18 protein-coding genes and 3 pseudogenes are annotated in these 20,344 nt (G+C 41.3%); 10 read left to right on the forward strand and 11 right to left on the reverse strand.

Annotated elements, in window-relative coordinates:
- Positions 1 to 13: 13 nt before the first annotated feature.
- Positions 14 to 1,498 carry a DUF1846 domain-containing protein gene (locus tag RWZ99_RS03155; protein WP_314676297.1) on the forward strand — a complete coding sequence of 495 codons (1,485 nt, stop codon included), beginning with the start codon at positions 14 to 16 and terminating at the stop codon, positions 1,496 to 1,498.
- Between the two features lie 221 nt (positions 1,499 to 1,719).
- On the opposite strand, the gene RWZ99_RS03160 is transcribed toward RWZ99_RS03155, so the two are convergent.
- Positions 1,720 to 2,064 (reverse strand): hypothetical protein, encoded by a 345-nt coding sequence (locus tag RWZ99_RS03160; RefSeq protein WP_314676298.1) that lies wholly within the window; start codon positions 2,062 to 2,064, stop codon positions 1,720 to 1,722.
- A 262-nt stretch (positions 2,065 to 2,326) separates the two neighbouring features.
- Here RWZ99_RS03160 and RWZ99_RS03165 point away from each other — a divergent pair, with 262 nt between their 5' ends.
- The 6 genes and pseudogenes from RWZ99_RS03165 to RWZ99_RS03190 all read left to right on the forward strand — a co-directional run bounded on the left by RWZ99_RS03165 (position 2,327) and on the right by RWZ99_RS03190 (position 7,908).
- Positions 2,327 to 3,520 (forward strand): ferric reductase-like transmembrane domain-containing protein, encoded by a 1,194-nt coding sequence (locus tag RWZ99_RS03165; protein ID WP_314676299.1) that lies wholly within the window; start codon positions 2,327 to 2,329, stop codon positions 3,518 to 3,520.
- A 312-nt stretch (positions 3,521 to 3,832) separates the two neighbouring features.
- Positions 3,833 to 4,555, forward strand: coding sequence for a metal ABC transporter ATP-binding protein (locus tag RWZ99_RS03170; RefSeq protein ID WP_003004103.1), 723 nt, complete (start codon positions 3,833 to 3,835; stop codon positions 4,553 to 4,555).
- Positions 4,552 to 5,394 (forward strand): metal ABC transporter permease, encoded by an 843-nt coding sequence (locus RWZ99_RS03175; RefSeq protein ID WP_003004302.1) that lies wholly within the window; start codon positions 4,552 to 4,554, stop codon positions 5,392 to 5,394. Before RWZ99_RS03170 ends, RWZ99_RS03175 begins: the two co-directional genes overlap by 4 nt.
- A gap of 11 nt (positions 5,395 to 5,405) precedes the next feature.
- Positions 5,406 to 6,335: a metal ABC transporter substrate-binding lipoprotein/fibrin-binding adhesin FimA gene (fimA, locus tag RWZ99_RS03180; RefSeq protein ID WP_314676302.1), complete on the forward strand. Its 930-nt coding sequence runs from the start codon at positions 5,406 to 5,408 to the stop codon at positions 6,333 to 6,335.
- 75 nt (positions 6,336 to 6,410) lie between these two features.
- Positions 6,411 to 6,560 (forward strand): annotated as a pseudogene (locus RWZ99_RS03185) (lipid hydroperoxide peroxidase); the annotation flags it as partial.
- A 694-nt stretch (positions 6,561 to 7,254) separates the two neighbouring features.
- Positions 7,255 to 7,908, forward strand: coding sequence for a metal-dependent transcriptional regulator (locus RWZ99_RS03190; protein ID WP_314676303.1), 654 nt, complete (start codon positions 7,255 to 7,257; stop codon positions 7,906 to 7,908).
- A 16-nt stretch (positions 7,909 to 7,924) separates the two neighbouring features.
- On the opposite strand, the pseudogene RWZ99_RS03195 reads toward RWZ99_RS03190, so the two are convergent.
- The 6 genes and pseudogenes from RWZ99_RS03195 to dhaK all read right to left on the reverse strand — a co-directional run.
- Positions 7,925 to 8,053 (reverse strand): annotated as a pseudogene (locus RWZ99_RS03195) (D-aminoacyl-tRNA deacylase); the annotation flags it as partial.
- A gap of 97 nt (positions 8,054 to 8,150) precedes the next feature.
- A complete protein-coding gene (locus RWZ99_RS03200; protein ID WP_314676304.1) occupies positions 8,151 to 9,242 on the reverse strand; it encodes a glycerol dehydrogenase in 1,092 nt (363 codons plus the stop codon).
- A gap of 140 nt (positions 9,243 to 9,382) precedes the next feature.
- Positions 9,383 to 10,366 carry a Gfo/Idh/MocA family oxidoreductase gene (locus RWZ99_RS03205; RefSeq protein WP_314676305.1) on the reverse strand — a complete coding sequence of 328 codons (984 nt, stop codon included), beginning with the start codon at positions 10,364 to 10,366 and terminating at the stop codon, positions 9,383 to 9,385.
- A 13-nt stretch (positions 10,367 to 10,379) separates the two neighbouring features.
- Positions 10,380 to 10,754 carry a dihydroxyacetone kinase phosphoryl donor subunit DhaM gene (dhaM, locus tag RWZ99_RS03210; protein WP_314676307.1) on the reverse strand — a complete coding sequence of 125 codons (375 nt, stop codon included), beginning with the start codon at positions 10,752 to 10,754 and terminating at the stop codon, positions 10,380 to 10,382.
- A 3-nt stretch (positions 10,755 to 10,757) separates the two neighbouring features.
- The gene (gene dhaL, locus RWZ99_RS03215) at positions 10,758 to 11,333 is read right to left on the reverse strand and encodes a dihydroxyacetone kinase subunit DhaL (protein ID WP_314676308.1); all 576 of its coding nucleotides are present in this window, start codon (positions 11,331 to 11,333) and stop codon (positions 10,758 to 10,760) included.
- A 58-nt stretch (positions 11,334 to 11,391) separates the two neighbouring features.
- Positions 11,392 to 12,381 carry a dihydroxyacetone kinase subunit DhaK gene (dhaK, locus tag RWZ99_RS03220; RefSeq protein ID WP_314676309.1) on the reverse strand — a complete coding sequence of 330 codons (990 nt, stop codon included), beginning with the start codon at positions 12,379 to 12,381 and terminating at the stop codon, positions 11,392 to 11,394.
- A 324-nt stretch (positions 12,382 to 12,705) separates the two neighbouring features.
- Between dhaK and RWZ99_RS03225 the strand changes: the two genes are divergently transcribed.
- The 3 genes from RWZ99_RS03225 (at position 12,706) to RWZ99_RS03235 (ending at position 17,763) form a co-directional block, all read left to right on the forward strand.
- The gene (locus RWZ99_RS03225) at positions 12,706 to 13,965 is read left to right on the forward strand and encodes a threonine/serine exporter family protein (protein WP_314676310.1); all 1,260 of its coding nucleotides are present in this window, start codon (positions 12,706 to 12,708) and stop codon (positions 13,963 to 13,965) included.
- Between the two features lie 377 nt (positions 13,966 to 14,342).
- Complete coding sequence (locus RWZ99_RS03230) at positions 14,343 to 15,797, forward strand: KxYKxGKxW signal peptide domain-containing protein (RefSeq protein ID WP_314676311.1); 1,455 nt, start codon at positions 14,343 to 14,345, stop codon at positions 15,795 to 15,797.
- Positions 15,745 to 17,763, forward strand: coding sequence for a hypothetical protein (locus RWZ99_RS03235; RefSeq protein WP_314676312.1), 2,019 nt, complete (start codon positions 15,745 to 15,747; stop codon positions 17,761 to 17,763). Before RWZ99_RS03230 ends, RWZ99_RS03235 begins: the two co-directional genes overlap by 53 nt.
- Before the next feature lie 145 nt (positions 17,764 to 17,908).
- On the opposite strand, the pseudogene RWZ99_RS03240 reads toward RWZ99_RS03235, so the two are convergent.
- The 4 genes and pseudogenes from RWZ99_RS03240 to RWZ99_RS03255 form a co-directional block, all read right to left on the reverse strand.
- Positions 17,909 to 18,742, reverse strand: a pseudogene (locus tag RWZ99_RS03240) (metallophosphoesterase family protein).
- 201 nt (positions 18,743 to 18,943) lie between these two features.
- Positions 18,944 to 19,519, reverse strand: coding sequence for an NADPH-dependent F420 reductase (locus tag RWZ99_RS03245; protein WP_314676313.1), 576 nt, complete (start codon positions 19,517 to 19,519; stop codon positions 18,944 to 18,946).
- Positions 19,520 to 19,529: 10 nt separating this feature from the next.
- Positions 19,530 to 19,850 (reverse strand): MoaF-related domain-containing protein, encoded by a 321-nt coding sequence (locus tag RWZ99_RS03250; RefSeq protein WP_314676314.1) that lies wholly within the window; start codon positions 19,848 to 19,850, stop codon positions 19,530 to 19,532.
- A gap of 19 nt (positions 19,851 to 19,869) precedes the next feature.
- On the reverse strand, positions 19,870 to 20,244 hold the full coding sequence (locus RWZ99_RS03255; RefSeq protein ID WP_314676316.1) for a nuclear transport factor 2 family protein: 375 nt from the start codon (positions 20,242 to 20,244) through the stop codon (positions 19,870 to 19,872).
- Positions 20,245 to 20,344 lie beyond the last annotated feature (100 nt).

A 20,344-nucleotide genomic window follows, 5' to 3' on the forward strand; every position in this document is an offset into this window, starting at 1 on the left:
GGTATTTTTATTTATGAAGAAACAAGCTTTTAGTTCTGAACAGTATTTGAATCTGCAACGCGACCATATTTTGGAGCGCATTAACCAGTTTGACGGTAAGCTCTACTTGGAGTTTGGTGGTAAGATGTTGGAAGATTTCCACGCTGCCCGCGTCCTTCCTGGTTATGAACCTGACAATAAAATCAAGCTCCTTCAAGAGCTTAAAGATCAGGTTGAAGTGGTTATCGCCATCAATGCTAGCAATATCGAGCACTCTAAGGCTCGTGGTGACCTTGGCATTTCTTACGACCAAGAGGTCCTTCGTCTGATTGATAAATTCAACGAGCTCAATATCTATGTGGGTTCTGTTGTCATTACACAGTATTCAGGTCAACCTGCGGCTGATGCCTTCCGTAACCAACTGGAAAAAAATGGCATCACGTCTTACATTCACTACCCTATCAAGGGCTATCCAACGGATATGAACCATATCATTTCTCCTGAAGGTATGGGGAAAAATGACTATATCAAGACTAGCCGTAACCTTATCGTCGTTACTGCTCCTGGTCCTGGTTCTGGTAAATTAGCGACATGTATGTCTAACATGTACCACGACCAAATCAATGGCATCAAATCAGGTTATGCCAAATTTGAAACCTTCCCAGTTTGGAATTTGCCGCTTCATCACCCAGTCAACTTGGCCTATGAAGCTGCCACTGCCGACCTTGATGATGTCAATATGATTGACCCCTTCCACTTGGAAACGTATGAAAAAACGACTGTAAACTACAACCGTGACATCGAGATTTTCCCAGTCCTTAAACGTATGCTTGAACGTATTCTTGGTGAGTCTCCTTACGCTTCACCAACGGATATGGGTGTTAATATGGTTGGTTTTGCCATTACGAATGATGAGGTAGCCAAAGAAGCTTCTAAACAAGAAATCATCCGTCGCTACTATCAGACTGTTCTTGATTTCAAAAATGAACGTGTGCCTGAGTCTGCTATTAAGAAGATTGAATTACTCATGAACGATCTTGGTATCACTCCTGAAGATCGTCAAGTGGTCGTTGCAGCACGTGCTAAGGCTGAAGAAACAGGTGGTTCTGCCCTTGCGCTTGAGTTGCCGAATGGTCAAATCGTCACTGGTAAAAATTCGGAACTCTTTGGTCCGACAGCGGCAGCTCTGATTAATGCTATCAAGACTTCTGCAGGTATTGCAAAGGAAACAAAACTCATCGAGCCTGAAGTGGTTAAACCTATCCAAGGTCTGAAAATTGACCATCTGGGAAGTCGAAATCCTCGTCTCCACTCCAACGAAATCCTCATTGCCTTGGCCATTACAGCTGCCAACAATGCGGATGCGACGCGTGCCATGGAGGAACTTGGTAACCTTAAGGGTTCTGAAGCTCACTCAACAATCATCCTTACTGATGAAGATAAAAATGTTCTCCGTAAGCTTGGTATCAATGTCACCTTCGATCCTTACTATCAATACGACAAATTGTACCGTAAGTGATAAATGACTATAAACATCAAAGACCTCAGTGTTAGTAACTGGGGTCTTTTAAAAATGACTTTAGATTGATAAAGAAAAAAGGGAAACTCTATCGAGTTCCCTTTTTGATAACCCACTTTTCCGTCTCGACCCGTTCCCAATGAAAAGGGAGTGGCCTAGCATTATTATGAAAAAGTGAGTTAAAGGTATCAAACAGAGGGCTAAGCCACTCCCGATTCTAATCAGCCTACGATTTCTAACTTGAGAAAAGGTAAGCTAAAAAGCAAAATTATAGTAGATAGGACAGCAACAAGTGGGAGGTAACGACCTCCAACAAGGTAGAGTAACAATGGAGCTATCGCTATGAAACGATTTAGAAAATTGCTAGTAACCCGAACGGTTTGTCCGTCCTCCACAGTAATAGTATTAGACTTGTAACCCAATTTACCAACACTCAGACGAGCTTTTGATGACGGTAGGGAAACAGTCACTGCTTCCACACCAGAAACTGTCCCGACAAGACTGGTGTCTACTCGAATGGGACTCTTTCTAGCCACCTTACTAGCTTCTATTGTAATACTTGCCACTAGGCATCTCCTTTTCCTATCTTTCTACCTGATATTATACACTTTTCGAAACGCTTTCACAAGCTAATTGACTATTAAATCAACCTTTCTTGAAAATCATTTTGTCTTTTCAAAACGTATTGGATTCCTCGATGACTATATCAATATCAGCTTTTTCATTCAAAAAATTAATTATTTTTGACAGGAAATCTCTTATAAGATAAAATGTAATAATATAATTTACAACTAGTTAGTAATAATGTAAATATAGAAAGAAGGTTACATGAAACCAAATAAAGGAATTCTCCTACTAACCGTAAGTATTGTTCTGACTGTCTACACTTGGCTAGCAAGGGGCATGACAAACTTCGTCGCTCCTGGTCTAGCTTTAACAATCTTATCATGGACTTTTATGTTGGCAACTCGATCACGAATTTTAGAAAAACTCTTTAATGGAATTGAGAGAATGTACGCTATCCACAAATTTCTTGCCATCTTATCAGTTATTCTCCTGGTCTTCCACAACATCGGTATGGGGAGTCTATGGGGTTCCCGTCTAGCTGGTCAGCTAGGAAACCTTGGTATTTATACTTTCTTGGCGATTGTGGTTCTGGCCTTTCTTGGTAAAAGTCTCAAATATGAAACTTGGCGTTGGCTTCATCGTTTGGTTTACTTAGCTTATATTTTTGGTCTCTTTCATGTCTACTTGATTTTGGGACAAGTATTGACTAAGCCAAGTCTCTTATCCTTGGTAGTGGGGGGCTTCGCTATTCTTGGTTTAAGCTCAGGTTTTTATATCATCTTCCTCTACCAAATTTTCGGCTTTAAAAATCGTGGGAAGATTGTGGGCTTAGAACGTCTAAACCATGACACAACAGAAATAGCCATTAGGTTAACACGTCCAATGGATTATCAGTTTGGTCAATTTGCTTTTATTAAGATACTTCAAGCTGGTTTTGAAAAGTCACCTCACCCTTTCTCTATCTCAGGCGGACATGGCAATATTATCTATTTTACCGTTAAGGCCTCAGGTGATCATACCAAACAAATCTACAAGAAGCTCAGAGTCGGAAGCCCTGTAGCTATCGACCGTGCCTATGGTCACATGTTGCTAGATCAAGGGCGTGACAAGCAAGTTTGGATTGCAGGTGGTATCGGCATTACCCCTTTCATTTCCTATATCCGTGAAAATCCTGTCCTTGATAAAAAAGTCGACTTTTACTACGCCTATACAGGTGAGCAGAATGCTGTCTATCTGGAGATGTTGGCTGCATATGCTGCAAAAAATAGAAATTTCAAACTCCACACTATTAATAGTCAAGTAGATGGTTATCTGGACTTCACTGACTATCCTCTTACTGATGACACAACTGTCTTTATGTGTGGTCCAGTAAAAATGATGGAAGCATTTGCTAAAACCTTTAGGGCAAACAATCCAAAGGCTGAGCTCGTTTATGAGGGCTTCAGTTTTAAATAAAAGCAGTTAAAAATCTTTAAATTCGATTAACACCCCAAGAGCTAGATAAATTTTCTAACTCTTGGGGTGTTTTTTTCAACTTTAAAGCATATCATAAAAATCATCTTGTAAACATAGCATGATTTTATCACTTTCATTCTTTTCTATTAACCTTATGAAAAATAGGTCAATTTTTCAATGATTACAAGAGATTTAAGTTGAATTATTTTAAAAATTCACTTGACTTAACTTTTTATTCGTGTATAATTATTTTAAAAATTAACTTGACTTAATTTTTTTATTCATGTATATTAATAGTAAAGGAGCAAAATCATGATTCAAATTGAACATCTCAGTGTTGCTTACCAGCAAACACTGGCCTTGGAGGATCTTTCCCTCACCATCCAGGGTCCAACCATCCTAGGAATTCTTGGACCCAATGGAGCAGGAAAATCAACCCTGATCAAGGCCATGCTAGGTCTTCTCCCTCATTCGGGAAAAGTCCAGCTCGATCAAAAAGATCTCAGCCAAGTTCTTCAACGGGTGGCCTACGTCGAACAGAAATCCGCTATTGATTTCCACTTCCCCATCACGGTGAGAGAGTGTATCTCACTGGGTCTTTATCCCCACCTTTCTATCTTCAAGCGAAAAAGCAAAGAGGATCTCCAAAAAGTGGAAAATGCCTTGAAACTTGTCAATCTTCTTGATCTAGCGGATCGCCAGATTGGCCAACTTTCAGGAGGGCAATTCCAACGGGTCCTGATCGCCCGCTGCTTGGTCCAAGAAGCAGATGTCATCTTTTTGGATGAGCCCTTTGTAGGGATTGACTCCGTTAGCGAAGACATCATTATGCAGACACTAAAAACCTTGAAAAAAGAAGGCAAGACCATCCTGATCGTCCATCACGACCTCAGCAAGGTCCCAGCTTACTTTGACCAAGTCCTCCTCCTTCATCGTAAACTGATTGCATTTGGGAAAACAGAGGAAACCTTTACCAAAGAAAATCTGCATGCAGCCTATGGGCATGAACTCTTTATAGGAGGTGGCGTCGGATGATTACAGAATTTATCGATGGATTACAGCAATTCCACTTCTTACAGAATGCCCTGATCACAGCCATCGCCATCGGGATTGTCGCTGGAGCCGTTGGATGCTTCATTATTTTAAGAGGCATGTCTCTCATGGGAGACGCTATCTCACACGCAGTTCTTCCTGGTGTGGCTCTGTCCTTTATCCTGGGCATCAATTTCTTTATTGGCGCTATTGTCTTTGGCCTCCTGGCGTCCGTCCTTATCACCTATATCAAGAGCAACTCCATCATCAAGAGCGACACTGCAATTGGGATTACCTTTTCTTCTTTCCTCGCCTTAGGAGTCATCCTGATTGGAGTCGCTAAAAGTTCCACCGACCTTTTCCACATCCTCTTTGGGAATATCTTGGCCGTCCAAGACCGGGATATGTGGATAACCATCGGTGTTGGTGCTGCGGTCTTGCTGGTGATTGTCCTACTCTTTCGACCCTTACTGCTCACATCTTTTGATCCTGTTCTGGCTCAATCCATGGGCGTCCGGGTCAAGGTCTATCACTACCTCCTTATGGTGCTCTTGACCTTGGTTTCTGTCACTGCTATGCAGAGTGTCGGAACCATTCTCATCGTCGCCATGCTCATTACACCCGCTGCGACGGCCTATCTCTATACCAATAGTCTCTGGTCCATGATGCTCCTTTCATCCGGATTAGGTGCTCTTGCATCCATCCTGGGACTCTTTATTGGCTATAGCTTAAACATCGCCGTCGGGTCTTGTATTGTCCTCACTTCTGCTGTCTTCTTTCTCATCAGCTTCTTTATCGCTCCTAAGCAGAGAAAGAATAAGCACGCTCTTTCATCTCATTAAAGGAGAAACACATGAAAAAAACCGCTTCTATCCTCGCCCTCTTTGTGGCGCTCTTATTTGGTCTGTTGGCCTGTAGCAAAGGCTCTTCTTCTGGAGCTTCTGGTAAATTGAAAGTGGTCACCACCAATTCAATCCTTGCAGATATCACTAAAAATATTGCTGAGGATAAGATCGATCTGCACAGTATCGTTCCTGTCGGCAAAGATCCTCACGAATACGAACCGCTTCCAGAAGATGTCAAAAAGACTTCGCAAGCAGACCTCATCTTCTACAACGGGATCAACCTCGAAACCGGTGGCAATGCTTGGTTTACTAAATTGGTCAAAAATGCCAATAAAGTAGAAAACAAGGACTATTTCGCAGCCAGCGATGGCGTAGAGGTCATCTACCTAGAAGGCCAAAACCAAGCTGGAAAAGAAGACCCTCACGCTTGGCTCAATCTCGAAAACGGGATCCTCTACGCTAAAAACATTGCCAAACAATTGATCGCAAAAGATCCCAAAAATAAGGACTTCTACGAAAAAAATCTAGCAGCCTATACTGAAAAACTTAGTAAGCTCGACCAAGAAGCCAAACAAAAATTCAACAATATCCCAGAAGAGAAGAAGATGATTGTAACCAGTGAAGGCTGCTTCAAGTACTTCTCCAAAGCCTACGGCGTCCCATCTGCCTATATCTGGGAAATCAATACGGAAGAAGAAGGGACACCTGACCAAATCAAAACGCTGGTAGAAAAGCTCCGGCAAACCAAAGTACCGGCCCTCTTTGTCGAATCCAGTGTCGATGAGCGTCCTATGAAAACTGTGTCTAAGGATACCAATATCCCGATCTATGCAAAGATCTTCACTGACTCGATTGCCAAAGAAGGAGAAAAGGGCGATAGCTACTACAGTATGATGAAATGGAATTTAGAGAAAATTGCTGAAGGTCTGAACCAATAAGGTGCCAAATTCATTAGGTCCTCAAATTAATCAGTAGCTCTTCCCCCTTCATTGATGTACAATGAAAAGAAAAAAGGAGTCTTGATAAATGAACAGCATTTGCTTGCACATGCTGTTTTGGTCTTAGATGCGGATAATAAGGTCACTTACGTTGAATACCTAAACAACGTCAACAGTGAACCAAATTACGACGCTGCAATCGAAGCCGTCAAAGCACTTGGATAACGAAAAAATACGATGAAGCCCATTCTGGAGAAGGACTCGCGAACGTTAGCGAGGGATGCCTTATATAGCTTCTTCATCACTTGCCCCTCTACTCCCAAAGTGCTCCCGAATCCACTGTGACAGGTGGCAGAGAGCAGATAGCGTAACTGGTGAAACTGGCGTTTTAAGAACTGATTGCCCTCTTGACTAGCCAGTGAGTCCCTTGCAAAAGCTACTTGCACCACTCATGAAAAGGACCGCAAAAAAGGCGAATGAGGTTGTCAATCTGGCCAGAACCGCTTCAGTAAGAAGGCGGTCTCCTCACAGGTCCCTGATAAATCCCGTGGCATAAAACAGAGGTTCATAACCCCTTTTAAGAGGGCTTGGGCACGGCCTTCCGTCAACCCTTGCAGTTCTCTCTGCCACATCTCTTGAAAAAGAGGGCTGGCAAAAACGAAGATAGACCGGTAGCAAGCTTGCCTTCTTGCTTCATCCCTACAAGACTGCAATCGGTTTTCTAAGTGACCAAGACCTCTGGTCGACCAACCCGGCTTTTCTAATTCCTGCCGCTGCATCGGCACACTCCTTTCTACATTGCTCTTGGTTTATGCTTCTATACTATTATCCTTCGCTTTCCCAGACAATTCCTATCAACTGACCAAGCCATTTTGCTCTTTTTTTGATATACTAGAAGAAGCGAAGAAAAGAGGACCCTATGACACCAAATAAAGAAGATTACCTCAAGTGCATCTATGAAATCGGCACGCAACATGAAAAAATTAGTAACAAAGAAATTGCGGCCCGGATGCAGGTTTCGCCTCCAGCCGTGACTGAGATGGTCAAGCGCATGATCTCAGAGAATCTTCTCATCAAGGACAAGATCCACGGCTATCTGCTCACCGAGCTCGGTCTCCAAACAGTTTCCGATCTCTTTCGCAAGCACCGCTTGATTGAAGTGTTCTTGCTCAAAAAACTTGGCTATACTACCGAAGAAGTCCATGAAGAGGCTGAAGTACTCGAGCATACTGTCTCCGACCGCTTTATCGATAAACTTGACCAGATGTTAGACTCTCCCCAGACCTGCCCCCACGGAGGAACTATTCCACCGAAAGGACAACTTCTCATCGAGGCTTACCAGAATCGTTTGTGTGATGTCGGCGAATTGGGAAACTATCGTTTGCGAAGAGTCCAGGATAGCTTTGAATTGCTGAATTTTTTAGACCAAATCCAGCTATCCATTGGAGATGACATTCTCTTCAAAGGATATGACGATTACACTGGCCTCTATCAGCTCCAGATCAAAGATAAAGACATCCAAATCAATCACCTGATTGCCCAACAACTTTACATAGAAAAACATGCCCTTTGATTCAGGGCATGTTTTTCTATGGATTTTTCGTATCGAGGATGATGGTTACCGGGCCATCATTGATGAATTCGATTGCCATATCTGCAGCGAAGATACCTTGTTTGATAGGGACTTCCTTTTCTAACAAATCATTAGAATTATTATAGAACTGGTTACCCACAAAAAGGAGGGATAAGGGCTTGAGTGGGATAGTATTCCTATACGGGAATGGAGGCACTTTCCTGACAAAAGACCTTATTTACTTAGTCCAATCCATTAACATAAGCATCTACTGCTACGATTGCTTGGGCAATATCAGATGCTTTCACTTCAAATGGCATTTGATGGATGGTTTCACCCTCAATGGTTGCTTGTTGGCCAACCTTGAGAAGATCTTCGTAGCTTGCATTTTCAAGATGCATTTCTTTAAGAGTAGTTGGCATGCCAATTTGTTGATAGAAGCGAATGTATTTATCCAAAACTTCTTTTGGACGATTTTCTAAGAACAATTGCACAAGAGTTCCGTAGGCTACTTTTTCACCATGAGTCAAATGGTGAATATCGCCAGTGAGGGCTGTGAAACCATTATGGATGGCATGGGCAGCAGCCAAACCACCACTTTCAAATCCAATACCACTAAGAAGGGTATTAGCTTCAATAATGTTCTCGAGGGCCGGCGTTACCACTTTAGCTTCACAAGCGGCCATGGCTTGTAGACCATCTGCAAAAAGAATCTCTTCACAGCGTTCAGCAATGGCAACCCCTGCTAGAGTTTGGTGTTTACCTAGCATAGTTTTTCCGTTAGCTTGCATAACTGCTCGAGCTTCTACCCAAGTTGCTAAGCCATCTGCGATACCAGATGCTAACAAACGTTTTGGTGCTTGAGAGATGACCTTACTATCCACCAAAACCAACTCTGGGTTCTTAGAATAGAAGATATAGCGCTCAAAGGCACCCTCGTCAGTATAGATAACGGATAAGGCTGAAACTGGAGCATCTGTAGATGCGATGGTTGGAGCAATAACAACTGACGATTGTATAAGATCCGCAATGGCTTTAGCACTATCGATAGTCTTACCACCACCGAGTCCAATGACTAAATCACAGCCTTCTTCTTTTGCCAGACTGACCACACGATTAATTTCATTATCCGATGCTTCACCATTAAAGAAGACTGGTACAACTGTGACTCCATTTTGAGAGAGGTATTCTTCAAAACGTTTACCCACAATGTCATAAACTACTGAATCACACAATAGTACAGGGTGACTTCCTAGTTCCAAAATAGCTTTTGCATTTTCAAATAAGGCATTTTCACCTTGAATGTAACGTGACGGACTTGCAAAAATTCTCATAGTCTTTCTCCTTTGAAATATAGTTATATAGAATCAGTTAAATGGACCTATTCCTATCCTACACAGGACTAAATCCTTTTAAGAGACTAGCTATCTTTTGTAATCAGTACATTATACTAGTCTTGTTTATCATCTAGCTGCTACTCTTCTTCTGGGTAGACCAAGCCCCAATCTTTGCGGAGTTGGGTCATGAGCTCCATGACATCTCGGCTATAGTTCAGATAAAGATGATTTTCTTGACCTGAGACGGCTGCTTCCATATCTAGGACTTCATATTGGAGGGCTTTGGCAGTTTCTCCTGCCTCGATAACTTCTTGTGAGCCATCTTCCGTATAGGTGATGACTGCCTTTTGCCCTCGTGGGTACTCGTAAAGTTCGATATAACCCTTATCATAAGCAATGGTGCCACGTTTAGGTTGTTTGGCATGAAGGCTCAGTGTCACCGTCGCCATTTCCCCTTCTGCATTGGTAAGGAGAATACCCGCTTGCTCATCAACACCAGTCGGAGCTAATTTAACCTGTGAAACCATCTCTGTCGGTTGTGACGTCATAAACCAACGCACAAAGGATAGGGCATAAACTCCGATATCAAGTAGGGCCCCACCAGCCAAATGACGATTGAAAAAGCGGTTGGTCATGTCATATTCTTTATAAGAACCAAAGTTCATCTGGATTACCTTGAGAGGCCCTAACTTACCACTCTCCACGATTTCAGAGAGTTTTCGATAGATAGGCATATGGAAAATGGTCATGGCTTCTGCCAGTTTGACATGATTTTCTTCGGCGAGTTGGATAGCTTCTGCCAATTCCTCACTGTTTAAGGTGATAGATTTTTCACAGAGGACGTGTTTGCCTGCTGCTAGTGCCTTGCGAAGAAAATTGATATGCGTATTGTGAGGCGTTGAAATGTAGATAATATCTACTTCAGAATCTTCAAACACTTCATCAATCTCTTTATAAACCTTTTCAATGCCATATTTCTCAGCAAAGGCCACTCCCTTGTCATAGGTACGATTTGTAACGGAATAGAGTTTACCACCTAGGGCCTCTAAAGCCTGTGCCAACTCATTTGCGATAACACCAGTCCCAAGACTTGCCCACTTATACTTGATTTGATTTTCCATAACGTAACTTCCTTTATTTTTGAATGGTTAATCCATTTACCTGAGATAAGATTTCAACCTCACTCGCTCCTGCCTGAAGAAGGGCTGATGCCGTGTAGGCCCCCTCAATAAGGGGGACCTGTTGAATAAGAATATCCTTATCTGAAAATTCTTCAACCATCTCCAAATTCATGCGAGCACTGCCCAGATCGTAAAAGGCCAAGAGACGTTTAGCGGGCTGACTATCCACTGCTACTTGAACATGGTCAAAACTAGATCCCAGTCCACCATCTTCAAGACCACCTGTAGCCGTCAAAGGAATATCTGGTGCAACTTCACGAATCAGACTCACCAATCCTTTGGCAATATCAGCTGAGTGGGAGACAATCACAATTCCAAGTTCTGGCATGTCCTATTCCTCCGCTTCTAGTAAGGCTTTGAAAAGTAAGCCAGACGAATACGAGCCTGGGTCAATGTGACCAATAGAACGCTCACCTACATAAGAGGCACGTCCCTTGGTAGCAACAACATCCTTAGTTGAAAGAACGGCTTGATCGATGACTTCATTCGTTAATTGACCTCGTTTAACTGCTTCAATAACTGGGCGCCAAACATCAACCATAGTTTTTTCGCCAACTTGGGCATGGCCTCGTTTTTCAATCATTTCGGCACCTGCCTCAAGGACGCCTGCTAAATCTTGACCAGCTTGTTCAGCCTTCATCATCCCCATAAAGGCAGAGCCATAGAGAGGACCAGAAGCCCCACCAACCTTGCTTATCAAGGCCATTGATACCGTCTTCAGAACATCTGCTGCACTTTGAGGGTCTGATGTGTTAATAGCTTCAACGGCTGCTGCCATACCACGCGCCAAGTTAGCCCCGTGATCACCATCTCCGATAGGACCATCTAACTCAGATAAGTGATCTTTTTCTGCTTCAACTTTTTGATTAAAGACTTGCATCCATTTTACTGCAACTGTTTTATCCATAATTTACCTATTTCATTTGTGTTTTTCTAAATTGATATATCCTTGCTTAGCCAAATCACTACCAAGCAATGGTCTTAACAGGACTTTCTAGAGCCTCAAGCCAAGCATCATCTTCAATCTTCATGAGTGTCAATGACAGACCAGCCATGTCAATAGAAGTCATGTAGTTCCCTAGTTTTCTATAGGTCACTTCTAGACCTGCACCTCCAAGAATGCTTGCAACATCATTGGCAAAGACATACTGCTCCATGAGTGGCGTTGCGCCCATACCATTGATGAGAAGAGCATAGCGCTCACCAGACTTAGCATCAAAGGCTTCAAGGAGCTTACCAGTCAATTCTTCTGCTAACTGGCGAGATGGCTGCATAGACTCCTTACGATAACCTGGCTCACCATGGATACCAATACCATATTCGATTTCATCCTCTGCTAGGACAAAGCCAGGCTTCCCAACCTCAGGAACCGTCGCCCCACTAAGGGCCAAACCAATAGTGTGGATATTAGGAACAATCTTGTCAGCCAAGACTTTAATATCCGCAAGAGACTTACCTTCACGAGCCGCATGACCTAGGATTTTATGGACGAAAATAGTACCTGCAACCCCACGACGACCTTGTGTATAGAGGCTATTTTCCACAGCAATATCATCGTCCACAACAACGCTAGCTACTTCAATGCCTTCCATCTCAGCCAATTCTTGAGCCATCTCAAAATTCATGATGTCGCCTGAATAATTTTTAACAACCATGAAGACACCAGCCCCTTGGTCCGCTTCCTTAATGGCTTCCAAAATTTGATCAGGCGTTGGTGACGTGAATACAGCACCTGCAATAGCAGCTGAAAGCATACCATCACCCACAAAACCAGCGTGGGCTGGCTCATGACCACTTCCACCACCAGAAATGAGACCTACCTGACCAGCAGTCTGCTCATTTCTTACAATGATATCAAAACCTTCAAGGCGATGAACAAGATCATTGTGAACATAAGCTAAACCATCTAACATCTCAGTAACGACATTTTCAGGTTTATTGATAATTTTTTTCATGGAATTTCCTCCTTTTCAAAGGGATCATCTATTTGCACTTCAATTTACTTCCATCTCAAATCAAATCATCCTTATAAATAAAGGTTTTCAGCCATTTTAAGAGAGGAAAAGTAAAATCGTGTAAACGCATACATTTTATGATTCAATTGTAGCATTTGCCTCAATCAATGGCAAGTTAAAAGGGAAGGTCGTCATTTCCCTAACATATATTATTAAGTAGAAGAAAAATCTCATAAAAAGACGTATTTTAGTCGCCAAAGCTATTGAAAAACCAGCATTCAAACCTTATAATGGAATGACGAATGAAGCGCTAGGGAGGTTCAAATGACCATCGATTTTCCAAGAGATACAGAAACCCAAAACGAAATGGATGCCGTCCTTCAGGCAGGACGAGTCCTTATGGAGAGCGGCGCCGAGATTTACCGTATCGAAGACACCATGGTGCATATGGCCAACGCTCTTGGTATCAGAGACTTCTCCACTTACGTGGTTAATCGAGGTGTCATGATTTCCGGACTCAACCGCTCTGGTCTTAAGGAGTCTCGTGTCCTAGCTACCTCAGCCCCTTCTATTCATCTAGGAAAACTAGAGGAGGTTAACCGCCTGTCTCGTGAACTGGCAGAAGAGCCAAATCAGCCTGTTTCTAGCATTTTCCAAAAGCTGAGAACCATTGAGCAGAAGACTTACTATCGTCCTTTAGAGGATATTATAGCCTGTGTCATTGGTGCTGGGAGCTTCTCGCTAGCTCTTGGAAGTAGCTGGATTGATGGGACTGCTGCGGCTATATCGGGACTTTTTGTGGGGATTGGTATGCAGTTCCTTTCCCGTTTTATTCATACTAGTTTCTTGCAGATTATCCTCTCTAGTGCCATTGCCGCTCTATCAGCTAATATTCTCTATTATCTGGGTATCGGGCAACATCGTAGCGTTATCATCCTGGGAACCCTGATGATTTTGATTCCTGGGGCCTACTTTGTTAATGCTATCCGTGAATTCACCCAAAATAACTACTATAGTGGCTTGGCCCTGATGCTGTCAGGGGTCTCCACTTGCCTGTCTATCTCTGTCGGTGTTCTTGCCATGATTTCCCTTCTCCCCTTTGCGGAACAATTATCAGGCATGTTCTCAACACCGTCTACCTCTTGGCAGGAGGTTTTGATTCAGACTGTCATGGCAGGACTAGGAACCGCAGCCTTCTCCGTGCTATACCGAGTGCCTAAGAAATACTTCTTAGACCTTGGAACACTAGGTGCCGTCTCATGGCTCCTCTACCTCTTGATTTGGAATAATACCCATCACGAAGTTTTAGCCATCCTCTTTCCTGCCCTTCTGGTCACTTTCACCTCACGCTTTTTGGCCCACTACCGTAGATGTCCAGCTACTGTCTTCCTAGCCTCAAGCATGTTCCCACTCATTCCAGGAATGAGCTTCTACCGTGCCATCTACTTCCTCTTGATTGGAAATGCAGACCTAGGCCTTAGCTTCCTACGAGCTTGTTTCCTAGCCTCATTTACCATCGCCATCGCCGTCAGTTTGACACAACAAATCCCTAGCCACTATTTTGTACTAGGGAAGAAAAAATAAATTGTTGAAAGCCATTGGTCTTGTATGCCAGTGGTTTTTTTCGCCTTCTAAACTTAGTGAATAGAATCTTGAAAACATCAAAGATAAGCCACTCAAAGAGACGTTCACTACTAACTTAATGCAAATACATCACTAACACTCTTTAAGAAGAAACACAATGAAAAATTATCATTCCATATCCTATCCGTTTTGTTTAGAAAAGAGTTGGAAAGAGATTTCTACAAAAGACGAAAACGTTTACATATTTCTTTGATTTTATTAGAATGTGATGATAAACTTAATACGTAAGCAAGAATTCTGTAATACTACTTTAATTCCACTCATGAGTTAACCTTATCCTTACTACTATTGTTTAGTTTAATGAAAGGAGCATTATCATGGAAAAGAAAGTATATTTTATACTTCACAAAGTTAAAAAACAATGGGTAACCATTGCAATAACTGGTCTAGCTCTAGGACTTAGTTTTGCAAGCTTGGGCTATGTGAACGCAGCTGAACAGACTCCCCCCACCTCAGAGCTAACTGTTGAAAGCAGCATCCAAGAAAGCAAAATTGATGACATAAGCTCGTCAACTAATGAAGTCAATACTAAACCAGAAGAAAACAAATCTTTCGACGCCCCCAATACAAGAGAAAACTTAACTGAAACTACTTATACTGAATCTGACCTAAGTACCACTGAAGCAACTACGCCAGAAACAAGTACTTCTGAAATTAACTCTCAACAAGCTCTTCATTCGGAAGTCTCTACTGTCACTAGCAGTGAAGTCGTAAGCTCTGGAACATCACATTCTGAAACAAATACAGCCCATAAAGTAGAAGAAAGTCCCGTGATATCCGGCGGTCATTACACTAGTGATAGTCAGGGCAATTGGTACTACATTAAGGACGAGAAAGCACTTACTGGTATGCAAAATATTGATAATGTGACTGTCTACTTTGATGCCGACGGTAAGCAAGTCAAAGGAGACACCCGTCAAGTTAATGGAGCAACATATCACTTTGAGAAAGATAGCGGACAACTTACTCGCAATGCTTTTGCATCTGATAAGAATGGAAATTGGTACTACTTAGGCCAAGATGGGAAAGCACTTATAGGTAAACAAGTTATTGACAATATACCACTCTACTTTTACCCTAATGGTGTCCAAGCTAAAGATGCCTTTGTCGTCCTAGATGGAAATTCCTATTATTTTCAAAAAGATACTGGCCAAATGGTTCGTGATCGTTTTTGGTCAGATGACGATGGAAATTGGTACTATAGCGATAAAGAAGGAAAACTTGTCACAGGCGAACAGACTATAGATGGCTTCGACATGTACTTCTACCCAGACGGTGTTCAGGCTAAGGGTGAAATCGTTACAATAGGTATCGAACCCTATTACTTCGATAAGGATAGTGGTCATAAGGTCATAAATACCGACATTACTATCAATGGAAAAACTTACCACGCAGAAGCTAATGGACTTTTGATTGAAACTGAACAGAAACTTCCTCAACGTCCACTTGTTTCTGGTGGCCATTTCCAAGAGGATTCCTCAGGCAACTGGTATTATTACACCGCAACAGGAGAGAAACTAAAAGGATGGCAAAATGTAGATGGAGTAACTCTTTACTTTGATGAAGAAGGTCGTCAAGCGAAAAATGGGGAAAAAATCATTGACGGCTCCCATTACTATTTTAGTCACTATTCAGGTGCTGTAAAAACCAACTATTGGCATACTTGGTCTATTGAAATCAGAAGATGGGAACCATTTGCTAAAACGTATAACGTCTATTATGGTTCTGATGGTCGACGTTACTACCTTCAAAGGACAAAACTACCTCTTTGATAATCATGGAAAATTGGTAAAAGATGCCTTTTATATTCAGTCATTACGTGTCTTTGTTGGAACTTTAAATACTAGCTATCGCTCCAATAAATTTGGCCAAGTACTGACCGGAGAACATCATATTAATGGTGATGACTACTATTTTTCAAATTCTGGTTCAGCAGTCACTGGTATCGTCACAAAAGGAGACAAGGACTATTACTATTTTGAAGGCAAACTTCTGAAAAACTATCTCGGACCTTTACTCGAACGTCAGAATCTGGATTATGATGCATACTACTCTGGCATCGTAGGTACAGATAAGGATGGGGTTTTACTTACAGGTGTTCACACTGCAAATAATGGTAAACTCTATTATTTTGAAAATAATAGAAATACCCCCAAAATGTTTACAGTTACAACACCTACTTGGAAAACGATTGATGGTAAGCTATACCACTTAGAGCCTAGCATAAACAGAACTTACAAGCATGGTGGAAGAAGTTATACCGATACCATCAGGGAAGAAGTAGACATTATTGACCACGGAGTACGAACAAAGACCGATAAGATTAAACGTATTATTGGTGATGATTTTAGTAATCTATACTATCTTGATGAAAATAATGATTTTTACATCGGACATCTACTTCCAGAAAACACAGATTTAACTAAGATTGAAGAAACTGTAATTCAAAGTGACAATAAATTCTATGCTTTCAATAGAACAAGTTCGCTTTCCGAAACTTCCCCTCTCACAGTTTCCAAGACCTTAGTTTACAATAAAAAAGCCTACCTCATTGATGATAAAGGAGTAGCGACCGAAACTAAACTAACAAATCGTTTCGAACACGATGATGCATGGAATTGGTACTACTTTGATAACGAAGGAAAAGCTGTCACAGGACTTCATTCAATAGATAATGTCACTCTATACTTTGATAAAGAGGGCAAACAAGCTAAGGGAAGACTTGTCGAAATTGACGGTCAAACACATTATTTCGATAGAGACAGCGGAGCTATGTGGACTAACCGAACACTTGAACTTAATGGTATTCGTTATGTCATTGACCAAAATGGTTATGTAACTATGAATAAACCTGGACAATTTATTCAAGATAAAGATGGTGATTGGGCTTATATTAAAGAAAATGGACAGTTAGCCACTGGACTTCAAATTATTAATCATCAAAAATACTACTTTGATCCAACTGGAAAACAAGCTAAAGGAAAACGACTTCTGCTTGATGGAAAGTACTATTTCTTCGATGAAGATACTGGTGCTATGTTCGTAAATAAATTCCATGAAACAGGCGATTACTTTTCTAAAAAATATACTTATTTTGGCGAGGATGGAAGCCAGATATTTGGTTGGGCAACTATTGACGGTAAACGTGTTTATTTTAAAGAAGATGGCTACCAAGTTCGAAATGATACATACAAGATAGGTGATTTCGAGTATTTCTTCAAAAAAGACGGTAGTATGCTTTCTGATGATATTGACGGCAACTACAAATACTATTATGCTGATAAGGACGGTCATCTACAGTTCGGGTGGGTTAATCACAATAATGAAACCTACTATATTAGCCCACCATGGGGAGCTGAAAATCGAACATATCTAGAAACTATCAATGAAAAGACCTATCTTTTTGGCCCTAAAGGACGACTTCTAAGGAATACAGCTACAGACATCTCGACCACTTGGAATGGTTTCTGTGTTTCTGATGAAAATGGAGTTGTAAAAACAGGTGTCATTCGGTTAGAAGATAATAGGCTCTACTATTTCAATCCTGAAATTTATTCGACTACTCCTTTAAGTGGCGAATGGGCAGAGTTTGATGGTAAACTTTATCATTTTGAAAATCCGATATCAGTTAGTCCAGACTCAAAGGGTTCTCCGATTACCACTAACACTACTCTTGAAAAAGATGGAAAAACCTATATTATTGACGAAAATGGAGTAGCTACAGAGAAAAAGGATTAATATTCAACAATAATTTAAAAACAGCAACCATTTGAAAAACACCTCATTTTTGCCAAAATCTATTCAAAAACACCAGAAATCATTTTTCTGGTGTTATCTTTTCTAAAACCTAGTAAGTCTACCTAACAAAATCTCTTTCATAAATCTACTTCAAATCAAAATAGTCTTTGACATCTTTACCATAGCCATACTGTTGGTTCAAAGTCTCTAACAAGTCTTTGTTATGACCTGGGTAATTGTAAATTCTTCGTAGTTCTTGATAAAGCTCAATATAGGGCAACTGTTTGTCTTTGGCTAACTGCAACTCTGCTTCATAATCATAGGCAATCTTTCGAAATTGAAGATTAGTAACCCCATCTTCTTCGATATCGAGCATGGCATACTGGGCCCTGTGATTTTGCAGAGGTGACCAGTCAAAATAAGGCATCCCAATCGTGCCAGGATTGAGAATCTGTTGCCCCTTACTGCCATAGCGAAGCAGTTGCTTATGAACATGACCGTAAATCGCCATATCTGTTTGATCATCTAGCAACTGATCAAAATGACTGGTATCATTAGCTGGACGTAACTCACCTCCGTAGTTCTTCTCCGGTAAGTGATGAGCCAGCGAAAAACGAATCCCATTGATTTACTTCTTCACAACCAGAGGCAGAGAACGTATCCAATCAACATATTTAGAATCTAGTTCTTCCATCAAGTACTGGGTGAGTCTCAAGAGCTGAATTTCTTGAGGACTCTCCAGACCATACTCCCCATCCAAAGCCTCCAAAACGCAATCATCCCAATTTCCTCGAACGGTGGCTGTTATCGGAATTGAAGACAGAAGTTCAAAAAGTTCATTTCTTCCTGGTCCAGGCAGCAAAATATCCCCGATTAACCAATATTCTGTCGCACCCAACTCTTGCGCATCCTTGATAACTGCCTCAAGAGCCGTTGTGTTTCCATGAATATCTGACAAAATTGCAATACGATGTCTCATCTATACTCCTTTACTGATGGTCTACTAAGTTAAACCTAGTATAAGATCGACTATTCTTCCTCACCTTCATACAAACTTGTCACCAAACGTTCAAAGGGCTCTATATACTCCCAGTACTCAATAGAGCGAGACCCAAAGTCTCGCTCTATTTCTATTTTTCATCCAATAAGTTGACAAATTTTACCTCTATTGCCAAGCTCATTAATCTAGAACTGCAAAGCCACCTGTCCAAGAAACTTGTTCTCTCGCTGCTAAGCTGATTTGTAAAAAGCCCATGGCTTCTAATTCACGAGCGCGTTTCAAACTACCTGCATCTTTGACACGAAGGTCACTTCCAGACAAAACTTCTTCAATTTTTGCCTTGGCATCAGCATGATCTGAGGCTAGTAAAACCGTCGTCATAGCTTGATCTGCTACTTTTCCTGTCGCCAAGCTTGCTCCAAAGGTCGTGTTAAATCCTTTCACAACAAAACTAGTTGGCAATTTTTCTTGAATCAGTGCAGCCGCTGAAGAATCAGCTGGAACTACTAGGTCATCAAAGGTATCAAAATTAACTGGATTGCTAATATCAATTATAATTTTTCCTGCCAATTGGCTAGCATAAGTTGAAAGAATGCCCTCAATTGCCCCATAAGGGACTGCCAAGACAACAATCTCCCCAAAAGAAGCTGCTTCTTGGTCTTTTGTAATGAAATTAACTGTATTGCCAGCTTTTTCAAAACGACTAGCAATTGCCTGTCCCATATTTCCTTGTCCAAAAATTGTGATTTGTGCCATTGTATTTCTCCTATTTAATAAATTCAAATGTACCTGAATGCGTCAATGTTTGTCGTTGTCCAAAGGCTTCTGGATCATTCCAAGACATGAACGCCCAAACTGTCCCTTCTGCAAGATTGATATGATGTGTGATAGAATTTCCAGTTGACTCAATCCAGCTAACACTGATAAGGTCATCTGTCAATTCCTTTGTATAAATCCTATCTGTCTCACTTCCCAAGCCATCTTCAGCAAGGCTAGTCCAAGTCATCTTATTGTCTGCCAAGTATTCTAATTGAAATTGAAACCCTGTTTCAAAACGTACTACAGCTGTTCTACCTTCAAGTTTCATCTGCTTTTACTCCCTTTCATTACTTAATTGGAAACATGGCATTGCCATTCACTGCTTCGCTAGCTGGAACCTCTTCTTGCATGACATCCCAATGTTCAATAAATTTTCCATCTTCAACACGGAAATAATCTACCGCAATCATTGTTTTTCCAAACCAGTTTGAATAGCGACCATGCACTGCAACGATATTACCTTCTTCCATAGCAATACCTGGTTCATAAGAAATTTGATTGTCTTCTGATGTGATAAATCCACGAAGGACATCCAAACCATTTGGCATGCTTGGGTTGTGTTGGATCATATCGTCTTTCCAAAAAGTTTCAACTTTTTCAAGATCTTTTTCGTTAAATACTGCGTTAAGATAGTTAATAGCTTGTTCTTTAAGTGTTGACATCGTTATTCACCTCTAAAAATATTTTTTGATTGAGAAGTTCATCCTCAACCTTGGCTTTATTTTACATACTTAGTGATAAGTTGTAAAATATAATGCTCAA

It is taken from the genome of uncultured Streptococcus sp. (assembly GCF_963545685.1).
GTDB lineage: Bacteria > Bacillota > Bacilli > Lactobacillales > Streptococcaceae > Streptococcus.

Coding starts and splice junctions, on each gene's coding strand:
- RWZ99_RS03235 (WP_314676312.1), top strand. CDS start 15,745: ATGGTTCTGATGGTCGACGTTACTACCTTCAAAGGACAAAACTACCTC.
- RWZ99_RS03230 (WP_314676311.1), top strand. CDS start 14,343: ATGGAAAAGAAAGTATATTTTATACTTCACAAAGTTAAAAAACAATGG.
- fimA (WP_314676302.1), top strand. CDS start 5,406: ATGAAAAAAACCGCTTCTATCCTCGCCCTCTTTGTGGCGCTCTTATTT.
- RWZ99_RS03200 (WP_314676304.1), bottom strand. CDS start 9,242: ATGAGAATTTTTGCAAGTCCGTCACGTTACATTCAAGGTGAAAATGCC.
- RWZ99_RS03165 (WP_314676299.1), top strand. CDS start 2,327: ATGAAACCAAATAAAGGAATTCTCCTACTAACCGTAAGTATTGTTCTG.
- RWZ99_RS03170 (WP_003004103.1), top strand. CDS start 3,833: ATGATTCAAATTGAACATCTCAGTGTTGCTTACCAGCAAACACTGGCC.
- RWZ99_RS03225 (WP_314676310.1), top strand. CDS start 12,706: ATGACCATCGATTTTCCAAGAGATACAGAAACCCAAAACGAAATGGAT.
- dhaL (WP_314676308.1), bottom strand. CDS start 11,333: ATGGATAAAACAGTTGCAGTAAAATGGATGCAAGTCTTTAATCAAAAA.
- RWZ99_RS03205 (WP_314676305.1), bottom strand. CDS start 10,366: ATGGAAAATCAAATCAAGTATAAGTGGGCAAGTCTTGGGACTGGTGTT.
- RWZ99_RS03155 (WP_314676297.1), top strand. CDS start 14: ATGAAGAAACAAGCTTTTAGTTCTGAACAGTATTTGAATCTGCAACGC.
- dhaM (WP_314676307.1), bottom strand. CDS start 10,754: ATGCCAGAACTTGGAATTGTGATTGTCTCCCACTCAGCTGATATTGCC.
- RWZ99_RS03175 (WP_003004302.1), top strand. CDS start 4,552: ATGATTACAGAATTTATCGATGGATTACAGCAATTCCACTTCTTACAG.
- RWZ99_RS03255 (WP_314676316.1), bottom strand. CDS start 20,244: ATGTCAACACTTAAAGAACAAGCTATTAACTATCTTAACGCAGTATTT.
- RWZ99_RS03250 (WP_314676314.1), bottom strand. CDS start 19,850: ATGAAACTTGAAGGTAGAACAGCTGTAGTACGTTTTGAAACAGGGTTT.
- dhaK (WP_314676309.1), bottom strand. CDS start 12,381: ATGAAAAAAATTATCAATAAACCTGAAAATGTCGTTACTGAGATGTTA.
- RWZ99_RS03245 (WP_314676313.1), bottom strand. CDS start 19,519: ATGGCACAAATCACAATTTTTGGACAAGGAAATATGGGACAGGCAATT.
- RWZ99_RS03190 (WP_314676303.1), top strand. CDS start 7,255: ATGACACCAAATAAAGAAGATTACCTCAAGTGCATCTATGAAATCGGC.